A 14,282-nucleotide genomic window follows, 5' to 3' on the forward strand; every position below is an offset into this window, starting at 1 on the left:
CTCCATTTGTCTCGAAAAGCACTGTGAATGACTCGGAATCTTCCATTTGTCTCGTAAACACCTTGATTTGCCTCGGAAGCACATTGGTTTGTCCCACAACGACTCTCCATCTACTCAAATCGTCAACTGCTTATTAGCTAAACCCTTCCTATGAAAAAATCCCGCAGCCAAAGCTGCGGGCACTTCAAGAACTTCTGTTTTTGTTTCTGAACGAGTGTTCTTCACATCTAATTTGTCTCCCACCCAGGCAACATACTCGACAACACTTTATCCTCCCGGTACCCGAGCACATACTCGGCTTGCATGACCGTGTGGATTTCGCGGGTGCCTTCGTAGATGACCGGTGCTTTGGAGTTGCGAAGGAAGCGCTCGACCGGATATTCGTCGGAGTAGCCGTTTGCGCCGAAGATTTGCACGGCGTCGTCGGCTGCTTTGTTGGCGAAGTCGCACGCCTGCCACTTGGCAAGCGAGGTTTCGCGCGTGTTGCGTTTGCCTTCGTTTTTCAGTTGACCTGCGCGGTAGACAAGTAAACGACTCATCTGATAGCCCGCTTCCATGTTTGCCAGCATCTGCTGCACGAGTTGGTGGCGGCCAATCGGTTTGCCGAAGGTCTCGCGCGTGTGACAGTACTCTGTGCTGACTTCTAGACATGCTTGAATCAAGCCGACCGCGCCTGCTGCAACTGTGAAGCGGCCGTTATCGAGAGCGGCCATCGCAATTTTAAACCCTTCGCCTTCTTTTCCGAGCAAGTTCTCTTTCGGCACCTTGACGTCTTCGAAGAACAGTTCGCCTGTGTTGCCTGCACGAATCCCAAGTTTGCCTTTCACCGCTTGAGAAGAAAAGCCTTCCCATGAGCGTTCAACGATGAAAGCGGAGATGGCTTTGTGCTTGTCTTCTTTACTTCCGGTATACGCAAAAATCAAGAAGTTGTCGGCAATATCGCATAGTGAGATCCATGCTTTTTGGCCGTTTAGTACATAGTGGTCGCCATCTAATTTCGCTGTTGTTTGAAGAGCGGCTACATCTGAACCGGCAGCGGGTTCTGTTAATCCGAAGGCACCAATTTTGTCACCTTTTGCTTGCGGGACGAGGTATTTTTCTTTTTGTTCTTCCGTTCCCCATTGAAGCAGCGTCATACTATTTAGGCCTGTGTGTACAGACACTGCTGTACGGAAGGCCGTATCGCCACGTTCAAGCTCTTCGCACACGATAGCGAGGGAATTGTAATCCATGCCACTACCGCCGTATTTTTCAGGAATGCAGACGCCCATCAGACCGAGTTCTGCTAAACGTTTATAGATGACAGGGTCAAACTTTCCGTTGCGGTCCCAGTCCCGAATGTTTGGCATGATTTCTTTATCGACAAAGTCTCGTACTGTCTTGCGTAGCATCGTTTGTTCTTCAGTGAAATGAAAGTTCATTATCATTCGCTCCTTTTGATCCATTTGGTTTGGTGTTGTCCGGGTTCAGGCGGGATGAGGCGATAGGTGACCGGTGTTCGTGACAGTTTCAACGGACTCCCAATCATACGAATAGGTCCTGCAACCGGATGTTCTCCGCTAATCCACATGTTGCGGTGTTCGAGTTGTGGGTCTCGCGTCAATTCCTCAAACGTGTGAATCGGACCACACGGGATGCCGGCAGTTCGCATTGCTTCGACCCATTCCGCAGTTGTTCGTTCGTGTAAATACAGTTCAAGCATAGACGTCAATGTCTCTCTGTGTGCCACGCGTCCGGCATTTGTTGCGAAGCTAGCGGGAGGGTCCCAACCGATCAACTGGCACAACACGTCAAACTGCGTGTTCGTGCCTACGGCGAGAATCACTTGGCTATCTTTCGTCCGGAACGTCTGGTACGGTGCAATTTGCGCATGGGTGTTGCCGCGACGAACGGGCTCTTTTCCAGTCATCAGGTAGTTGCTGCCAATATTGACGAGGCTACTGACGGCGCAGTCGTAGAGGGAGAGGTCGAGTTTTTGGCCTTCTCCGGACGCGCCTCGCTCCAGGAGTGCCGCTTGAATGCCGATGCATGCGTACAGCCCTGTCAAGATGTCAACGATGGCGACACCTACTTTTTGAGGTCCCGATTCCGGGGTACCGGTGATCTGCATCAAGCCACTCATTCCTTGCAAGATGAAATCGTACCCAGGAAGGTCTTTCAGTGGCCCGGTCTCCCCAAACCCGGTAATCCCACAGTAGACGATACCTGGATTAACCAAGCGCAATTCGTCGTACCCAAGTCCAAGCTTCTCCATCGTCCCCGTTTTAAAGTTATGCAACACGACGTCACTTTCTTCCACCAGCTTGAGAAAGGCGTGGCGATCCTCCGCGTGGCGTAAGTCGAGTGTGATGCTCTCCTTATTCCGGTTCGCACTCAAGTAGTACGCGCTGACACCTTCTTGGAAAGGCGGTCCCCAGTTGCGTGTCTCGTCCGAACCTCCGGGTGCTTCTACTTTGATGACTTCTGCTCCCAAGTCACCTAGGATCATCGAGCAATAGGGTCCCGCGAGGACACGACTGAGGTCGAGAATTCGAATCCCTGATAACGCTCCTGTCATCTATTTCTCCTTTCTTGCCATAAAAAAAGCCAGCCCAAATACCCTTGACGAATTCAAGAGATGGGACTGGCGGATGGTCTGAGAAAAGCATTCGGCTAAGAATGGTTGTCAGATTCGGCAGTTTCGTTGTGTAGTTGGTGCAGGAATCGTGGACGGACACGGCAAGTGTCTCAGCGTTCCTTATCTCCACTGTATCGAAAAAAAGACATCGTGTAAACTGTATTTACGAACTACTCTGACAATTTTGTGCGTTGTGCGTCGTATTGTTTGTATAGATCGCGAAGGGCGGATTGCAACGCACTTCCAGCTTTACCTAGATAATGCGTTTGAATCGCTTGAAGGGGCTCGTCGATGCCATCTCGTAGGCTATAACCTCGGAGAAGCTGGTGAACAAAATCTTGTCCGTGCTGGGTAGCCAGAGTACAGGAAGCAGCGACGATGACACTGTATTTCCGGTCGATTTCCGCTGTGATGGTCAAGGTTTCATAAAGGTTCTGGGCCGCCATTCCGGCTGGTAATCGAGCATGTCCTGCGATAAAGACAGTTTTCATGGCAAATTCCTCTTTCTCACATTTTCTCCAGTATAGCAAATTGGAGAGAGCAGATGTCTTGAATTCGAATGATGTTCGTGATAGGATGACCTTTCTGCTTCTTTTAGGCAGTTAGCTAAGACAACAAGGAGGAACCAATATGACCAACGTATTAGTCGTAAAAGCAAATAATCGCCCGGATGGGATTTCAACTAAAATGTATAACACGTTCATGGAAACAGTAAAAGGGAACACAGACATGAACGTACGCGTATTTGATGTATTTGAAGAGGATATGCCGTATTTCGGCCAAGATCTTTTCAATGCTTTCGGTAAGATGCAAAATGAAGAAGAATTGTCAGACGTGGAGCGCCGTATCATGGCTGCGAAGCAAAAAGCAATGGACGCAGTAAAGGAAGCGGACATTCTTGTGTTCGCTTTCCCATTATGGAACTTAACGATTCCAGCGGCACTTCAGACGTTCATTGATTACGTCTACTCTGTAGGCTTTACATTCAAATATGACGCACAAGGTAACTTAGTGCAATTGATGCCTGAAAAGAAAGTCATTCTTTTGAATGCACGTGGTGGCTTATATTCTGCACCAGAGATGGTGCCTATGGAAATGTCATATAACTATATGCAAAATGTCTTCCATGGCGTGTTCGGTATGCAAATCATCGAAAACGTGATTATTGAAGGTCACAATGCCAACCCACAACAAGCAGAAGCGATTGTGGAAGCAGGAATTCAGCGTGTTCAGGAAGTAGCTCAGAAGCTCGTTGCACAATACGCGTAATTATAGATATAGGTGAGAAGGCAGAGTCCTTCTCTCTTTTTTTGCTTCGAAAGCCCTGTCCACTCCCCGTTTGCTTGTCAAATATAAGGGGTAAAGGTATAGTTGTAACCGAAGTTTATTTTTTTACGTGAAGGGATGAGGAAATGTGTCGTTAACTCCCGAGCAGCGCATTGAGCTGCATGAATTCAACAATTTGACGAAATCATTAAGTTTTAATATGTACGATATCTGCTACACGGGCACGAAAGAAGAACGTGAACGTTACATTCAGTATATCGATGAACAATATAACGCAGACCGTCTAACGACCATTTTGACAAAAGTAACCGAAATCATTGGTGCGCACGTATTGAACGTCGCGAAACAAGATTATATTCCGCAAGGTGCAAGTGTGACGATGCTCGTTTCGGAAGGGCCAGTGGAATCTGCTCCAAAAGAGCAATTTGACGAATCGCCAGGTCCTATTCCGGAAACGGTCGTGATGCACTTAGATAAGTCTCACGTCACGGTGCATACGTACCCAGAATATCACCCGAATGAAGGGATCAGTACGTTCCGTGCGGATATCGATGTATCCACATGTGGGGAAATATCACCACTGAAAGCACTGAACTATTTGATCCACTCGTTTGATACGGATATTATGACGATTGACTACCGTGTACGTGGATTCACACGCGACAAGACTGGTCACAAACTATTTATCGATCACGAGATCAATTCGATCCAAAACTATATCCCAGAAGACGTGCAGGATCAGTTTAACATGATTGACGTGAACATCTTTCAGGAAAATATTTTCCACACGAAGGCAAAGCTGAAAGACTTTGACTTGAACAATTACCTGTTCGGGAAGAAGAAAGAAGACTTAACGCCGGAAGAACAACAGAAAATCGAAGCGCAATTGAAGATGGAAATGGATGAAATCTTCTACGGCAAAAATATTGTAAAGAAATAAACGACACCGGATTCCTTTATGGAGTCCGGTTTATTCATGTTTCATTGTCTCTAGTTCAAGAAGTTTGGTATGCTAACTAAAATAGATGTGGAAGGGATGAAAATCAGTGAATGTATTCGCAACACGAAAGCTACCTCAAGAAGTATCGGATAAACTTAAGCAACAAGTCGATTATTCAGAATGGCACTCAGAAGAGCAGGCGATGACCAAAGGGGAACTGATGGATGCCATCAAAGAAGCAGACGGGATCATTAGTGTTTTATCGGACCAACTAGACGCGGAAGTGCTTGCGTCCGCTCCACATTTAAAAGTCATCAGTCAGCTGGCGGTAGGCATTAATAATATTGATGTAAAAGAAGCAACAACGCGTGGCGTTCGCGTGACGAATACACCGGACGTATTAACGAATGCGACGGCTGATCTAACATTTGCTCTTCTTCTAGCAGCGGCTCGGAAGTTGAGTGCAGCAAGCGCAGAAGTACGGGAAGGGAACTGGAAGTCGTGGTCGCTGTTGCAGCTTGCTGGAAAAGAGCTCAGTGGGGCAACGATTGGAATTTTAGGGTTTGGTCGCATCGGTCAAGCGGTCGCACGCCGAGCGAAAGGTTTCGATATGAACGTCATCTACTGGAATCGTTCGAAGAAACCAGAAGCGGAAGTGGAAATTGGAGCTACGTATCAAGAGTTCGAAGATGTCTTGAAGCAAGCAGACTTCCTTGTGATCATGCTGCCATTCGCACCGGAACTCAAATATCTGATTGGGGAAGAAGAGTTGGCTCTCATGAAATCGGATGCCATCCTCGTCAACACGGCGCGTGGCGGTCTTGTGGATGAAGCTGCTTTGTATGAAGCACTCAAGAATGGAAAACTAGCGGCTGCAGCTCTGGATGTATTTGAAAAGGAACCCGTGCCAACAGACCACCCGCTTCTCACGTTACCGAATGTAGAGGTCGCTCCGCATATCGGAAGCTCGACGCTCGCCACGCGCATGGAGATGGCAAACCTAACTGTACGCAATCTTCTCGCCGTACTTGACGGCAAAGAGCCTGAGACCCCTGTGAATTAATCCTATTGCGTATCATTTTGAATTCCATTATAGTAGCGGCATGGATTGAACACAGAAAGGAAGATTTCTAAATGAAAGAACAACTGGAACGTTATGTAGAAGAAATTCAGCAAGACCTATGGCAAATGAGCGATCACCTTTACCATCATCCGGAACTCGGAGACGAAGAACATGAATCGATGGAGTTGTTGACGGATTACCTTGCCCGCCACGATTTCCAAGTTGAAAAGGGAATTGTGGGACGCCCTACTTCCTTTAAGGCGACATACGATAGTGGCATTCCGGGACCGACGATTGCTTTTCTATCCGAATATGACGCTCTGCCGGAAATTGGTCACGGCTGTGGACATAACATGATCGGGACGATGGGTGTCGGCGCGGGCGTCTTATTATCAAAAGTACTCGCGGATACCGGTGGAAAAGTGTATGTACTCGGTACTCCTGCAGAAGAGACGAACGGTGCGAAAGTTGATATGGCGGAACAGGGAATCTTTGCGGATGTGGATGCAGCGATGATGCTTCACCCAGCGGATGAGTCCTACGAAAGTGGAGATTCACTCGCAATGGATGCCATCCAGTTTGACTACAAAGGGAAAACAAGTCACGCGGCCGCTTCACCAGAAAAAGGCATCAACGCGCTTGATGCCGTCATTCAATTATTCAATGGGATCAATGCACTTCGCCAACACGTACGTTCCGATGTGCGGATCCACGGGATCATCACTGATGGCGGAAATGCGGCAAATGTCGTTCCTGGTTCCGCTTCTGCCCAGTTCTACGTACGTGCCGCAGACCGAGCCTATCTAAATGAAGTAGTCGAGAAAGTAAAAAGCATTGCACACGGTGCAGCATCGATGACAGGTGCCACCCTTTCTATGCATAATTATGAATTAAGTTACGACAATATGTTGACAAATCAAACCTTATCCAAGCGCTTCACTGAAAATTTAAAAGCCGCTGGAACGGAGGTGGTTCATCCGGCTAAAGAGTCGTATGGGTCACTCGATATGGGGAACGTGAGTCAAATGTGTCCTTCCATTCATCCATACATCGGATTAGATTCACCAGGCCTTGTCTTCCATACGCAAGAACTTGCAGACCTTACCATCACTGAGAACTCTCACCGAATCCTCGGTCAAGGTGCGCTAGCTATGGCGATGACAGGGTATGACTTATTAACCGATGAAGAACTGTTGACTTCAGTCAAAGAAGAATTTGAACAGCTTTCAAAATAATCACAAGTAACTCCAGTACATCGCCCGTACTGGAGCTTTTTTCAAACTCAATAGTCGGAATTATAAAACTTCAATAAAACTGTATACAAATACAAAATACCGTGTTAATATTCATTTACTCGATTAAATATACATTCGGATGAATAAAGGAGATGCATACACATGAAGAAAATTTGGTTCGCACTTTTAGCAGGACTTGTTGTCCTGATGTTAGCAGCTTGTGGTTCCTCAGAAGAAGGTCAGACAGCTTCTGAAGGCGAAGGTACGGAAGGAACAAAGACATTGTCAATGGGAACATCAGCAGATTTCCCACCATTTGAATCGGTGGACCCATCCGGTGAAATTATCGGATTTGATATTGACCTAGCAAAAGCAATTGGAGAAGAACTTGGGTATGAAATCGAAGTAAAAGATATGAAGTTTGACGGACTCATCGGTGCACTTCAATCTGACCGCATTGATTTTGTTATGTCCGGCATGTCAGCAACAGACGAGCGTAAAGAAAATGTAGATTTCTCTACAGAATACCACCGTTCAGGTGAGATGTTTTTATCTCTTCAAGATGCAGGGATTGAAAGCATCGAGGATTTAGACGGCAAGACACTAGGTGTTCAGTTAGGAACCATCCAAGAACAAGGGGCACGTAAACTTCAAGAGGAATACGGCTTTGAAATCAAGCCAATCGATAGCTCTTCGATCATGGTGCAAGAATTGTTATCGAAACGTGTAGATGCCATCTATATCGACAAAGCTGTTGGAGCTGGCTACCAAGCGGAACAAGACCTTGCGGGATTTGATGATCCAACAACGGCATCCCCAGGAATGGCGGCAGCTTTCCCGAAAGGCAGCGACCTTGTGGAAGAGTTCAATGCAGCACTTGCTACTCTTGAAGAAAACGGTACGCTACAAGAATTAAAAGAAAAATGGGAATTAGAAGAATAGAAGGGAGTGGTAAGGCATGAATTTGGACTTTAGCCAAATCGTGCCTTATATTCCTTTTATGCTCGAAGGAATATGGGTCACGTTACAACTTGTTATTGTTGCACTCATCTTTGGATTTATCTTAGGGACATTACTTGCCCTTGTGAAGATTATGAACAACCGCGTCTTACGATTTTTAGCGGATGCCTATACATCTATCTTCCGCGGAACGCCTCTGATTTTACAGTTGATGATTATCTATTTTGCCGTTCCTCAGCTGACAGGCTATGATATTCCGACATTCCTTGCAGGGGTCTTAGCCTTTGGATTAAACTCTGCGGCGTACATCTCGGAAATCATCCGAGCAGGAATTCAAGCAGTAGATAAAGGGCAGATGGAAGCGGCGATGGCGCTAGGAATTCCATATAAGCCAGCGATGAAAGATTTGATCCTTCCGCAGGCGATGAAAAATATTTTACCGGCACTGATGAATGAATTTATTACCCTGACAAAAGAATCCGCTCTCGTCTCGACCATCAGTTACATGGACTTGATGCGCCGGGCACAAGTGGTCGGTTCCGATATTTACAGAAACTTTGAACCGTTACTCTTTGTTGGGATGATCTATTACCTTCTTGTGATGGGGTTAACGCTCATTGGTAGGAAGATTGAAAAGAGGTTGAGACAAGGTGATTAATATTGAATCCGTATCGAAAAGATTTGGGACGAATCAGGTGTTGACCGACATCTCAACAACGATTCAGCCAGGTGAAGTCGTGGCCGTCATTGGGCCTTCAGGGTCCGGAAAATCGACGTTGCTACGCTGCATCAATTTACTGGAGCAGCCTTCCGCTGGAGACATCACGTATAAAGGGGAGTCTCTCGCAAAGACGAAGAACTTGTCGGCTGTGCGTGCGAAAATTGGCATGGTATTTCAACATTTTCATCTGTTTCCACACATGACGGTTCTGGAGAATTTAACGTATGCACCGATACAAGTCAAGAAGTTGGCAAAGGTAGAAGCGGAGGAGAAAGGGCGAAAGCTTCTTGCTCAAGTCGGCTTGAGTGAAAAGGAATCGTCGTATCCTTCTCAATTGTCAGGTGGACAAAAGCAACGTGTCGCGATTGCACGTGCACTTGCGATGGAACCGGAAGTCATGCTCTTCGATGAGCCGACTTCAGCCCTTGACCCGGAAATGGTTAAAGAAGTACTGAATGTAATGAAAGACCTGGCGCATACCGGAATGACGATGGTAATTGTGACACACGAGATGGGCTTTGCCCGCGAAGTTGCGGACCGCATCATTTTCCTAGACCACGGACAACTCGTAGAAGAAGGCGCACCAAGTGAATTCTTTACGGCTCCCAAGTCCGTTCGTGCGAAAGATTTCTTAGAAAAAGTGCTGTGATTGGGTATACTCCTCTTATAGAGGAGGGACTTTATGACACGTAAAATCAAACTCTTTATTGCTCAGACACTGGATGGATACATCGCGACAAATGAGGAATCTCTGGATTGGCTGTTTGCTGTCGATGGAGAAGGTGACAATGGGTACAGTGACTTTTTGGCGGAGATCGATACCGTTGTTATGGGAAGACGGACATACGATTGGGTGATGACGCATGAAAATGGGGCGTATCCGTATTCCCAACTAAAGGGGATCATCTTTACAAACACAGCCTTTCAAACTCCGGATAACGTTCAGCTCGTTTCAGGCTCTGTAGCCGACTGGGCAAAAGGTGCGTTAGCGGAAAAAGGGAAGGATATCTGGGTCATTGGTGGAGGAGAATTGATCCGTCAATTCCTAGAAGCTGGCCTTGTCGACGAGTTAATTGTCACGACAGCTCCGGTTCTATTGGGTGAGGGGATACGATTATTCCCACCAGGAGAGTATGGATGTAAACTAGAGCTTCTTGCTGTCAAAACACATGGGCAGTTTGCAGAGAGCGCCTATAGAGTAAGGAGATAAGGACAGTTCTTTTCGAACGAGTTTACTTCAGTTACTCTCGATGCTTTTCTACTAGATGATGAGATAAGAAAATAGGGTGGGATGGTGCTGAAATCATGCACTGTCCTGCCCTATTCTTTTTTTCATTATTCAGCTGACACGGTCGGACCCTGGGTTGCCGAGTGGGAATGAGAGTGGGACGGTGGGTGGGTTCGCGACACGGTCGGACCCTGGGTTGCCGAGTAGGAAGGAGAGTAGGACGGTGGGTGGGTTCGTGACACGGTCGGACCGTGGGTTGCCGAGTGGGAATGAGAGTGGGGCGGTGGGTGGGTCCGCGACACGGTCGGTTATTCGGTTTGTCAGACGGACGAATTGATTCTTACATTCGCACCAGATGAGAGGATAAACGCACCAGACGGTCGATTATTCACACTGGTTCGCACCATAAACGCACTAGCCAGGCATGTTGTTGGATCACCGAGCTCTAATCGCACCAGATCTTTATGTATTCGCACCAGTTGCCCCCTTATTCGCACCAGTGGCCCTCATATGCGGATTCTGTACAACATATTGACGACGGAGTGAGCGAAAATAAACAATAAGTGTTTACGAGATTCCAAAAATGCTTATCAAAACACCTATACAATATCAAAAACGAGTTTCTCACCGAGATCTAACATGAAAAAACGACCCACGACAAAGAATTTTGTCATGGGTCGTTGCTTTTATTTTATTATTTTTTGAAGTAGAATATGAATCTTACCAAGTTGTATAAGATTTTCCATCAAGAGAAGGCTCTAGTCCTTCTCATCACAAAACTGCTAGTCCTTCTCATTACAATACTCCAATTTCCTCTAATCGAGGCATGGCTGTTAAAGCACCTTGCTTTGTTGCACATAGAGCACCTAGTTTATTTCCGAACATGGCACACTCCAGTACATCAGCATGGGTTTCAGGGAATCCGTGATGGTAAACGTGATATAACACGCCAGCGATGAATGCGTCGCCTGCACCTGTTGTATCCACTGGAATGACTGGGGTAACGGGAGCGTGAATCTGTTGTCCGTCCACCAGACAAATTGTACCGTTTTCACCATCCGTCAAGAAGACAAGAGGGATGGAGTACTGTTGCAAGCGCTCTATTCCTTCTTCAATGTCTTCTGTCTTCATCAAGAAGAACATTTCATCCCGCGTCATCTTGACCATATGGGACAGTCCCATAAATTCACAGATCGTCTGACGGCAACGCTCTTCTGTTTCCCATCGTAAAGGACGTACATTAACATCAAATGATAACAGGACACCTTTGTCTCGAGCGAGCTCCACAGCTCTACGGGTCGTAGCCAGTGCAGTGGGATGGAACATCGTGCCTGAGCAAAAATGAAAGGATACGGCGTTATCAAACGCTTCCGGATCTAAATCATCTGGTCGTACTTGTATTTCAGGGGTCGGGTCCAAGTACTTCGCAAAGATGCGGTCCGATTCCTCTGTCAGATGTACATAGACAGATGTGCAGCGTTTATCCGCGACTTGAAGGGCATGCTGCAGATCCACACCTTCTTCTGCCATTTGGGCACGAACAAAGGCAGACTCTTCGTCATCTCCGGTGATGGTGATAAATCGTGACGGGAGGCCTAAACGACTTGCACCTGCTGCCACATTGACAGTTGCACCACCAAGGTAAGGGTCAAACTCTGTATTTTCATGGTTTCTGGCAATATAATCAACAAACGAATCGCCATAACTCAACACATAACGGGTAGTAGACAAACCAAAACGCTCCTTGGAAAATTCATTTCCGTTTAGTATATCAGAAAATGAAGGGATTTTAAGGCTTCCTGCTTGTTTCAGCGCCACGATTCGACAAAGGTTCACAACTTTGTAAAATAATCAACCGTCGATTCGGAAAGTGTATGAAACTTCAGAAGATACGGTCGTTTCTTCATAGCTACGTTCTGAAAATTCCACATGTCCATCATGCGTAATAGTAATGACCGTCGTGCATCGTGTTCCGTAATTCGGCATGTGGATGAACATCGACGATAGCTTTCGTTCGAGATCTAGTCCGACCCCTGTGTCCGGTAGAAGATGGTCTTGCGCTTGATCCGTCTTCACCATGAAGTCTAAGAGAATCTCATGGTTTACTTCATCATTCGTATCGACATACTCACTAAGAAGCGTGCGTGCCGTGTCCACTTTTGGCCAAGGTGTATTTAAAAATTTGTTGCTGAGAGCGTGTGTCCCTTCCGGAATCAGGTGCCCCGAAGATTTCATATTGGAGTAGTAATACATCTCTTTCGGTGTGCCGAGAAGAACATTGAAGCCGTTATAGGACATTTTTTGGTCTTCGAGTTTATCTATAAACTCCTTAGGGGGCTCTGAGCTCGTTAAGAAGTCTTTGACGATATCTCCACGGGAAATCAGATCTTGTTGGACGCTCAGCGGATCGCGGTAATTAGTGAGGGCTGCAATTCGTCCGGTCTTAGATATGCCTAACCAAGTTCCCCCTGCATGAAAGTCTTTTCCTGCAAGAAGCTCGGGATGTTCTTCCCAAAAGCGGGCAGGTGCAGTGGGGCGGTCATAAAATTCATCCCGATTGGCCGCCATGATGAACGCATACGTGGGATGGTCATGAAGATGAAAGGCGATAAGACACATGCCGAATTCCTCCTGAAACGATTTTTTCTTACTATATCACGAACGGGTAAGTTAGTGGCGTATTCGTGTCTGATTCACTAGACTAAAGAGAGAAGAAAGCAAAGGACGTGTTTGAATGAGTAAGCAGCCAGCTATAGAACTGAAAAACGTCTCTCTTCAACGGGGAGAGGTACTTGTTTTGAAAGGCCTAACAGGTCAATTTCCAGAAGGGAGGATCACAACGATTATTGGCCCTTCCGGTGCAGGAAAATCCACTGTACTAAAACTATGTAACGGACTTCTCTCACAAGACTCAGGAGAGGTCACGATTCTCGGGAAACCTCTTTCTGAATGGGAACCTGCAGAGCTGAGGCAACAAGCAGGGATTGCCTTACAGAGCGCCCCGATGATCAGTGGGACCGTGGAGGAAAACTTAACATTACCTTATGCTCTTCACGGTGCAGAAGTAGACGTCGACAAAGTGAATCGCATGATTCAGGAAGTGGGTTTAGATACAAACTATTTACAACGAGATATTCGGGACCTCTCAGGTGGTCAACGGCAGAAGGTGTCGATTGCACGCACATTACTGACGGAACCTGCGATTTTGTTACTTGATGAAATCACTTCAGCGCTTGACCGGGCTTCCCGTGTAGAGATTGAAGAGCTGATTCAATATATACACCAAACATACGGGACAACCATAATCTGGATTACACATAACTTAGAACAAGCCGAGCGTATCGGACATTACACATGGGTGATGATGGACGGGAAACTCGTAGAAGAAGGCGCCAGCGAGCTACTAAGTCACTCAACTAATCCTCAGGTGCAACGTTTCATTAAGGGGTCGGTGTCATGACGTACGGAACTTTAGCGCTCACTCTGATTTTTGTATTAATTCCACTCGTCCTCTCCAAAACATTGCGGCTTGATCTCGAAAAGGATACCTTGATTGCTACGGTTCGTTCGATTATTCAATTGATTGCGGTTGGATACATTTTAAAATTTGTATTTGAATCGGATAGTTTTGTCTATATCTTGTTGATGGTCGCATTGATGATTGGAGCGGCTACTTTAAATGTCCGGAAAAAAGGAAAGTCGATTCCTGGGATCACGTGGAAAGTAGCTGTCACCCTGATTTTTGTCGAAGTACTGACCCAAGGCATTTTAATCGGGTTTAACATCACGCCCGCTACTGCACAATACGTCATTCCAATCAGTGGTATGGTCATCGGAAACTCGATGGTACTCGCTATTTTATTTTTAAATCGTTTTACAGCGGAAATTGAAAGTCACGAAGATCAGATAGAACTCATCCTGTCACTCGGCGGAACGCCAAAGCAGGCGATTCACTCACGTTTGATTCAAGCGATCAAAACCAGCATGATCCCTACGATTGAAAGTCAAAAGACGATGGGCCTTGTTCAACTGCCCGGCATGATGAGTGGGCAGATCATTGCCGGGGCAGACCCCATCCAAGCCGTCCAGTTCCAGCTCTTGATTGTTTTTCTTATTTTAACGACGGCAGCAGTTACAAGTATTGCGCTTGGGTTTCTATCGTATCCAACACTGTTTAATGAACGCTATCAACTACTTAAACCAGCAGGACGCTCATGAACTTGACAGCGTC

Annotated in this window: 16 protein-coding genes; 10 read left to right on the top strand and 6 right to left on the bottom strand. The window is 46.5% G+C overall.

The genetic code is table 11. The features are described from left to right. Nucleotides 1-227: 227 nt before the first annotated feature. The 3 genes from ACFO0S_RS02440 to ACFO0S_RS02450 all read right to left on the bottom strand — a co-directional run bounded on the left by ACFO0S_RS02440 (nucleotide 228) and on the right by ACFO0S_RS02450 (nucleotide 3,108). Nucleotides 228-1,421: an acyl-CoA dehydrogenase family protein gene (locus ACFO0S_RS02440; RefSeq protein WP_378139798.1), complete on the bottom strand. Its 1,194-nt coding sequence runs from the start codon at nucleotides 1,419-1,421 to the stop codon at nucleotides 228-230. 2 nt (nucleotides 1,422-1,423) lie between these two features. Beyond that, nucleotides 1,424-2,557, bottom strand: coding sequence for a CaiB/BaiF CoA transferase family protein (locus ACFO0S_RS02445; protein WP_378139800.1), 1,134 nt, complete (start codon nucleotides 2,555-2,557; stop codon nucleotides 1,424-1,426). A gap of 230 nt (nucleotides 2,558-2,787) precedes the next feature. Continuing rightward, entirely contained in the window at nucleotides 2,788-3,108 is a 321-nt protein-coding gene (locus ACFO0S_RS02450) for a DUF3870 domain-containing protein (protein WP_378139802.1), read from the bottom strand. A 139-nt stretch (nucleotides 3,109-3,247) separates the two neighbouring features. On the opposite strand from ACFO0S_RS02450, the gene ACFO0S_RS02455 reads away from it, so the two are divergent. The 8 genes from ACFO0S_RS02455 to ACFO0S_RS02490 all read left to right on the top strand — a co-directional run bounded on the left by ACFO0S_RS02455 (nucleotide 3,248) and on the right by ACFO0S_RS02490 (nucleotide 10,033). Further along, complete coding sequence (locus ACFO0S_RS02455; protein ID WP_378139804.1) at nucleotides 3,248-3,886, top strand: FMN-dependent NADH-azoreductase; 639 nt, start codon at nucleotides 3,248-3,250, stop codon at nucleotides 3,884-3,886. A 145-nt stretch (nucleotides 3,887-4,031) separates the two neighbouring features. Next, nucleotides 4,032-4,844 (top strand): adenosylmethionine decarboxylase, encoded by an 813-nt coding sequence (gene speD, locus ACFO0S_RS02460; protein ID WP_378139806.1) that lies wholly within the window; start codon nucleotides 4,032-4,034, stop codon nucleotides 4,842-4,844. A gap of 106 nt (nucleotides 4,845-4,950) precedes the next feature. Then, nucleotides 4,951-5,907, top strand: coding sequence for a 2-hydroxyacid dehydrogenase (locus ACFO0S_RS02465; protein WP_378139808.1), 957 nt, complete (start codon nucleotides 4,951-4,953; stop codon nucleotides 5,905-5,907). A 71-nt stretch (nucleotides 5,908-5,978) separates the two neighbouring features. Further along, a complete protein-coding gene (locus ACFO0S_RS02470; RefSeq protein ID WP_378139810.1) occupies nucleotides 5,979-7,142 on the top strand; it encodes a M20 family metallopeptidase in 1,164 nt (387 codons plus the stop codon). Between the two features lie 162 nt (nucleotides 7,143-7,304). Continuing rightward, the gene (locus tag ACFO0S_RS02475; protein ID WP_378139812.1) at nucleotides 7,305-8,084 is read left to right on the top strand and encodes a transporter substrate-binding domain-containing protein; all 780 of its coding nucleotides are present in this window, start codon (nucleotides 7,305-7,307) and stop codon (nucleotides 8,082-8,084) included. Between the two features lie 16 nt (nucleotides 8,085-8,100). Then, on the top strand, nucleotides 8,101-8,760 hold the full coding sequence (locus ACFO0S_RS02480) for an amino acid ABC transporter permease (protein WP_378139814.1): 660 nt from the start codon (nucleotides 8,101-8,103) through the stop codon (nucleotides 8,758-8,760). Further along, nucleotides 8,753-9,472: an amino acid ABC transporter ATP-binding protein gene (locus tag ACFO0S_RS02485; RefSeq protein WP_378139816.1), complete on the top strand. Its 720-nt coding sequence runs from the start codon at nucleotides 8,753-8,755 to the stop codon at nucleotides 9,470-9,472. Before ACFO0S_RS02480 ends, ACFO0S_RS02485 begins: the two co-directional genes overlap by 8 nt. Before the next feature lie 33 nt (nucleotides 9,473-9,505). Further along, nucleotides 9,506-10,033 (top strand): dihydrofolate reductase family protein, encoded by a 528-nt coding sequence (locus ACFO0S_RS02490; RefSeq protein WP_378139818.1) that lies wholly within the window; start codon nucleotides 9,506-9,508, stop codon nucleotides 10,031-10,033. 338 nt (nucleotides 10,034-10,371) lie between these two features. Here ACFO0S_RS02490 and ACFO0S_RS02495 read toward each other — a convergent pair whose 3' ends face one another. The 3 genes from ACFO0S_RS02495 to ACFO0S_RS02505 all read right to left on the bottom strand — a co-directional run bounded on the left by ACFO0S_RS02495 (nucleotide 10,372) and on the right by ACFO0S_RS02505 (nucleotide 12,670). Next, the gene (locus ACFO0S_RS02495) at nucleotides 10,372-10,527 is read right to left on the bottom strand and encodes a hypothetical protein (protein ID WP_378139820.1); all 156 of its coding nucleotides are present in this window, start codon (nucleotides 10,525-10,527) and stop codon (nucleotides 10,372-10,374) included. Nucleotides 10,528-10,846: 319 nt separating this feature from the next. Then, complete coding sequence (locus ACFO0S_RS02500; RefSeq protein ID WP_378139822.1) at nucleotides 10,847-11,782, bottom strand: carbohydrate kinase family protein; 936 nt, start codon at nucleotides 11,780-11,782, stop codon at nucleotides 10,847-10,849. A gap of 120 nt (nucleotides 11,783-11,902) precedes the next feature. After that, nucleotides 11,903-12,670, bottom strand: a complete 768-nt coding sequence (locus ACFO0S_RS02505) for an NRDE family protein (RefSeq protein ID WP_378139824.1) — start codon at nucleotides 12,668-12,670, stop codon at nucleotides 11,903-11,905. A gap of 115 nt (nucleotides 12,671-12,785) precedes the next feature. On the opposite strand from ACFO0S_RS02505, the gene ACFO0S_RS02510 reads away from it, so the two are divergent. Both ACFO0S_RS02510 and ACFO0S_RS02515 read left to right on the top strand, forming a co-directional pair. Next, entirely contained in the window at nucleotides 12,786-13,511 is a 726-nt protein-coding gene (locus ACFO0S_RS02510; RefSeq protein WP_378139826.1) for an ABC transporter ATP-binding protein, read from the top strand. Continuing rightward, on the top strand, nucleotides 13,508-14,269 hold the full coding sequence (locus ACFO0S_RS02515) for an ABC transporter permease (protein ID WP_378139828.1): 762 nt from the start codon (nucleotides 13,508-13,510) through the stop codon (nucleotides 14,267-14,269). Before ACFO0S_RS02510 ends, ACFO0S_RS02515 begins: the two co-directional genes overlap by 4 nt. The last annotated feature ends 13 nt before the right edge of the window (nucleotides 14,270-14,282 follow it).

The organism is Chryseomicrobium palamuruense (assembly GCF_042649045.1).
Taxonomy (GTDB): domain Bacteria; phylum Bacillota; class Bacilli; order Bacillales_A; family Planococcaceae; genus Chryseomicrobium; species Chryseomicrobium palamuruense.

Coding starts and splice junctions, on each gene's coding strand:
- ACFO0S_RS02440 (WP_378139798.1), bottom strand. CDS start 1,421: ATGAACTTTCATTTCACTGAAGAACAAACGATGCTACGCAAGACAGTA.
- ACFO0S_RS02445 (WP_378139800.1), bottom strand. CDS start 2,557: ATGACAGGAGCGTTATCAGGGATTCGAATTCTCGACCTCAGTCGTGTC.
- ACFO0S_RS02450 (WP_378139802.1), bottom strand. CDS start 3,108: ATGAAAACTGTCTTTATCGCAGGACATGCTCGATTACCAGCCGGAATG.
- ACFO0S_RS02455 (WP_378139804.1), top strand. CDS start 3,248: ATGACCAACGTATTAGTCGTAAAAGCAAATAATCGCCCGGATGGGATT.
- ACFO0S_RS02470 (WP_378139810.1), top strand. CDS start 5,979: ATGAAAGAACAACTGGAACGTTATGTAGAAGAAATTCAGCAAGACCTA.
- ACFO0S_RS02475 (WP_378139812.1), top strand. CDS start 7,305: ATGAAGAAAATTTGGTTCGCACTTTTAGCAGGACTTGTTGTCCTGATG.
- ACFO0S_RS02480 (WP_378139814.1), top strand. CDS start 8,101: ATGAATTTGGACTTTAGCCAAATCGTGCCTTATATTCCTTTTATGCTC.
- ACFO0S_RS02490 (WP_378139818.1), top strand. CDS start 9,506: ATGACACGTAAAATCAAACTCTTTATTGCTCAGACACTGGATGGATAC.
- ACFO0S_RS02505 (WP_378139824.1), bottom strand. CDS start 12,670: ATGTGTCTTATCGCCTTTCATCTTCATGACCATCCCACGTATGCGTTC.
- ACFO0S_RS02510 (WP_378139826.1), top strand. CDS start 12,786: ATGAGTAAGCAGCCAGCTATAGAACTGAAAAACGTCTCTCTTCAACGG.
- ACFO0S_RS02515 (WP_378139828.1), top strand. CDS start 13,508: ATGACGTACGGAACTTTAGCGCTCACTCTGATTTTTGTATTAATTCCA.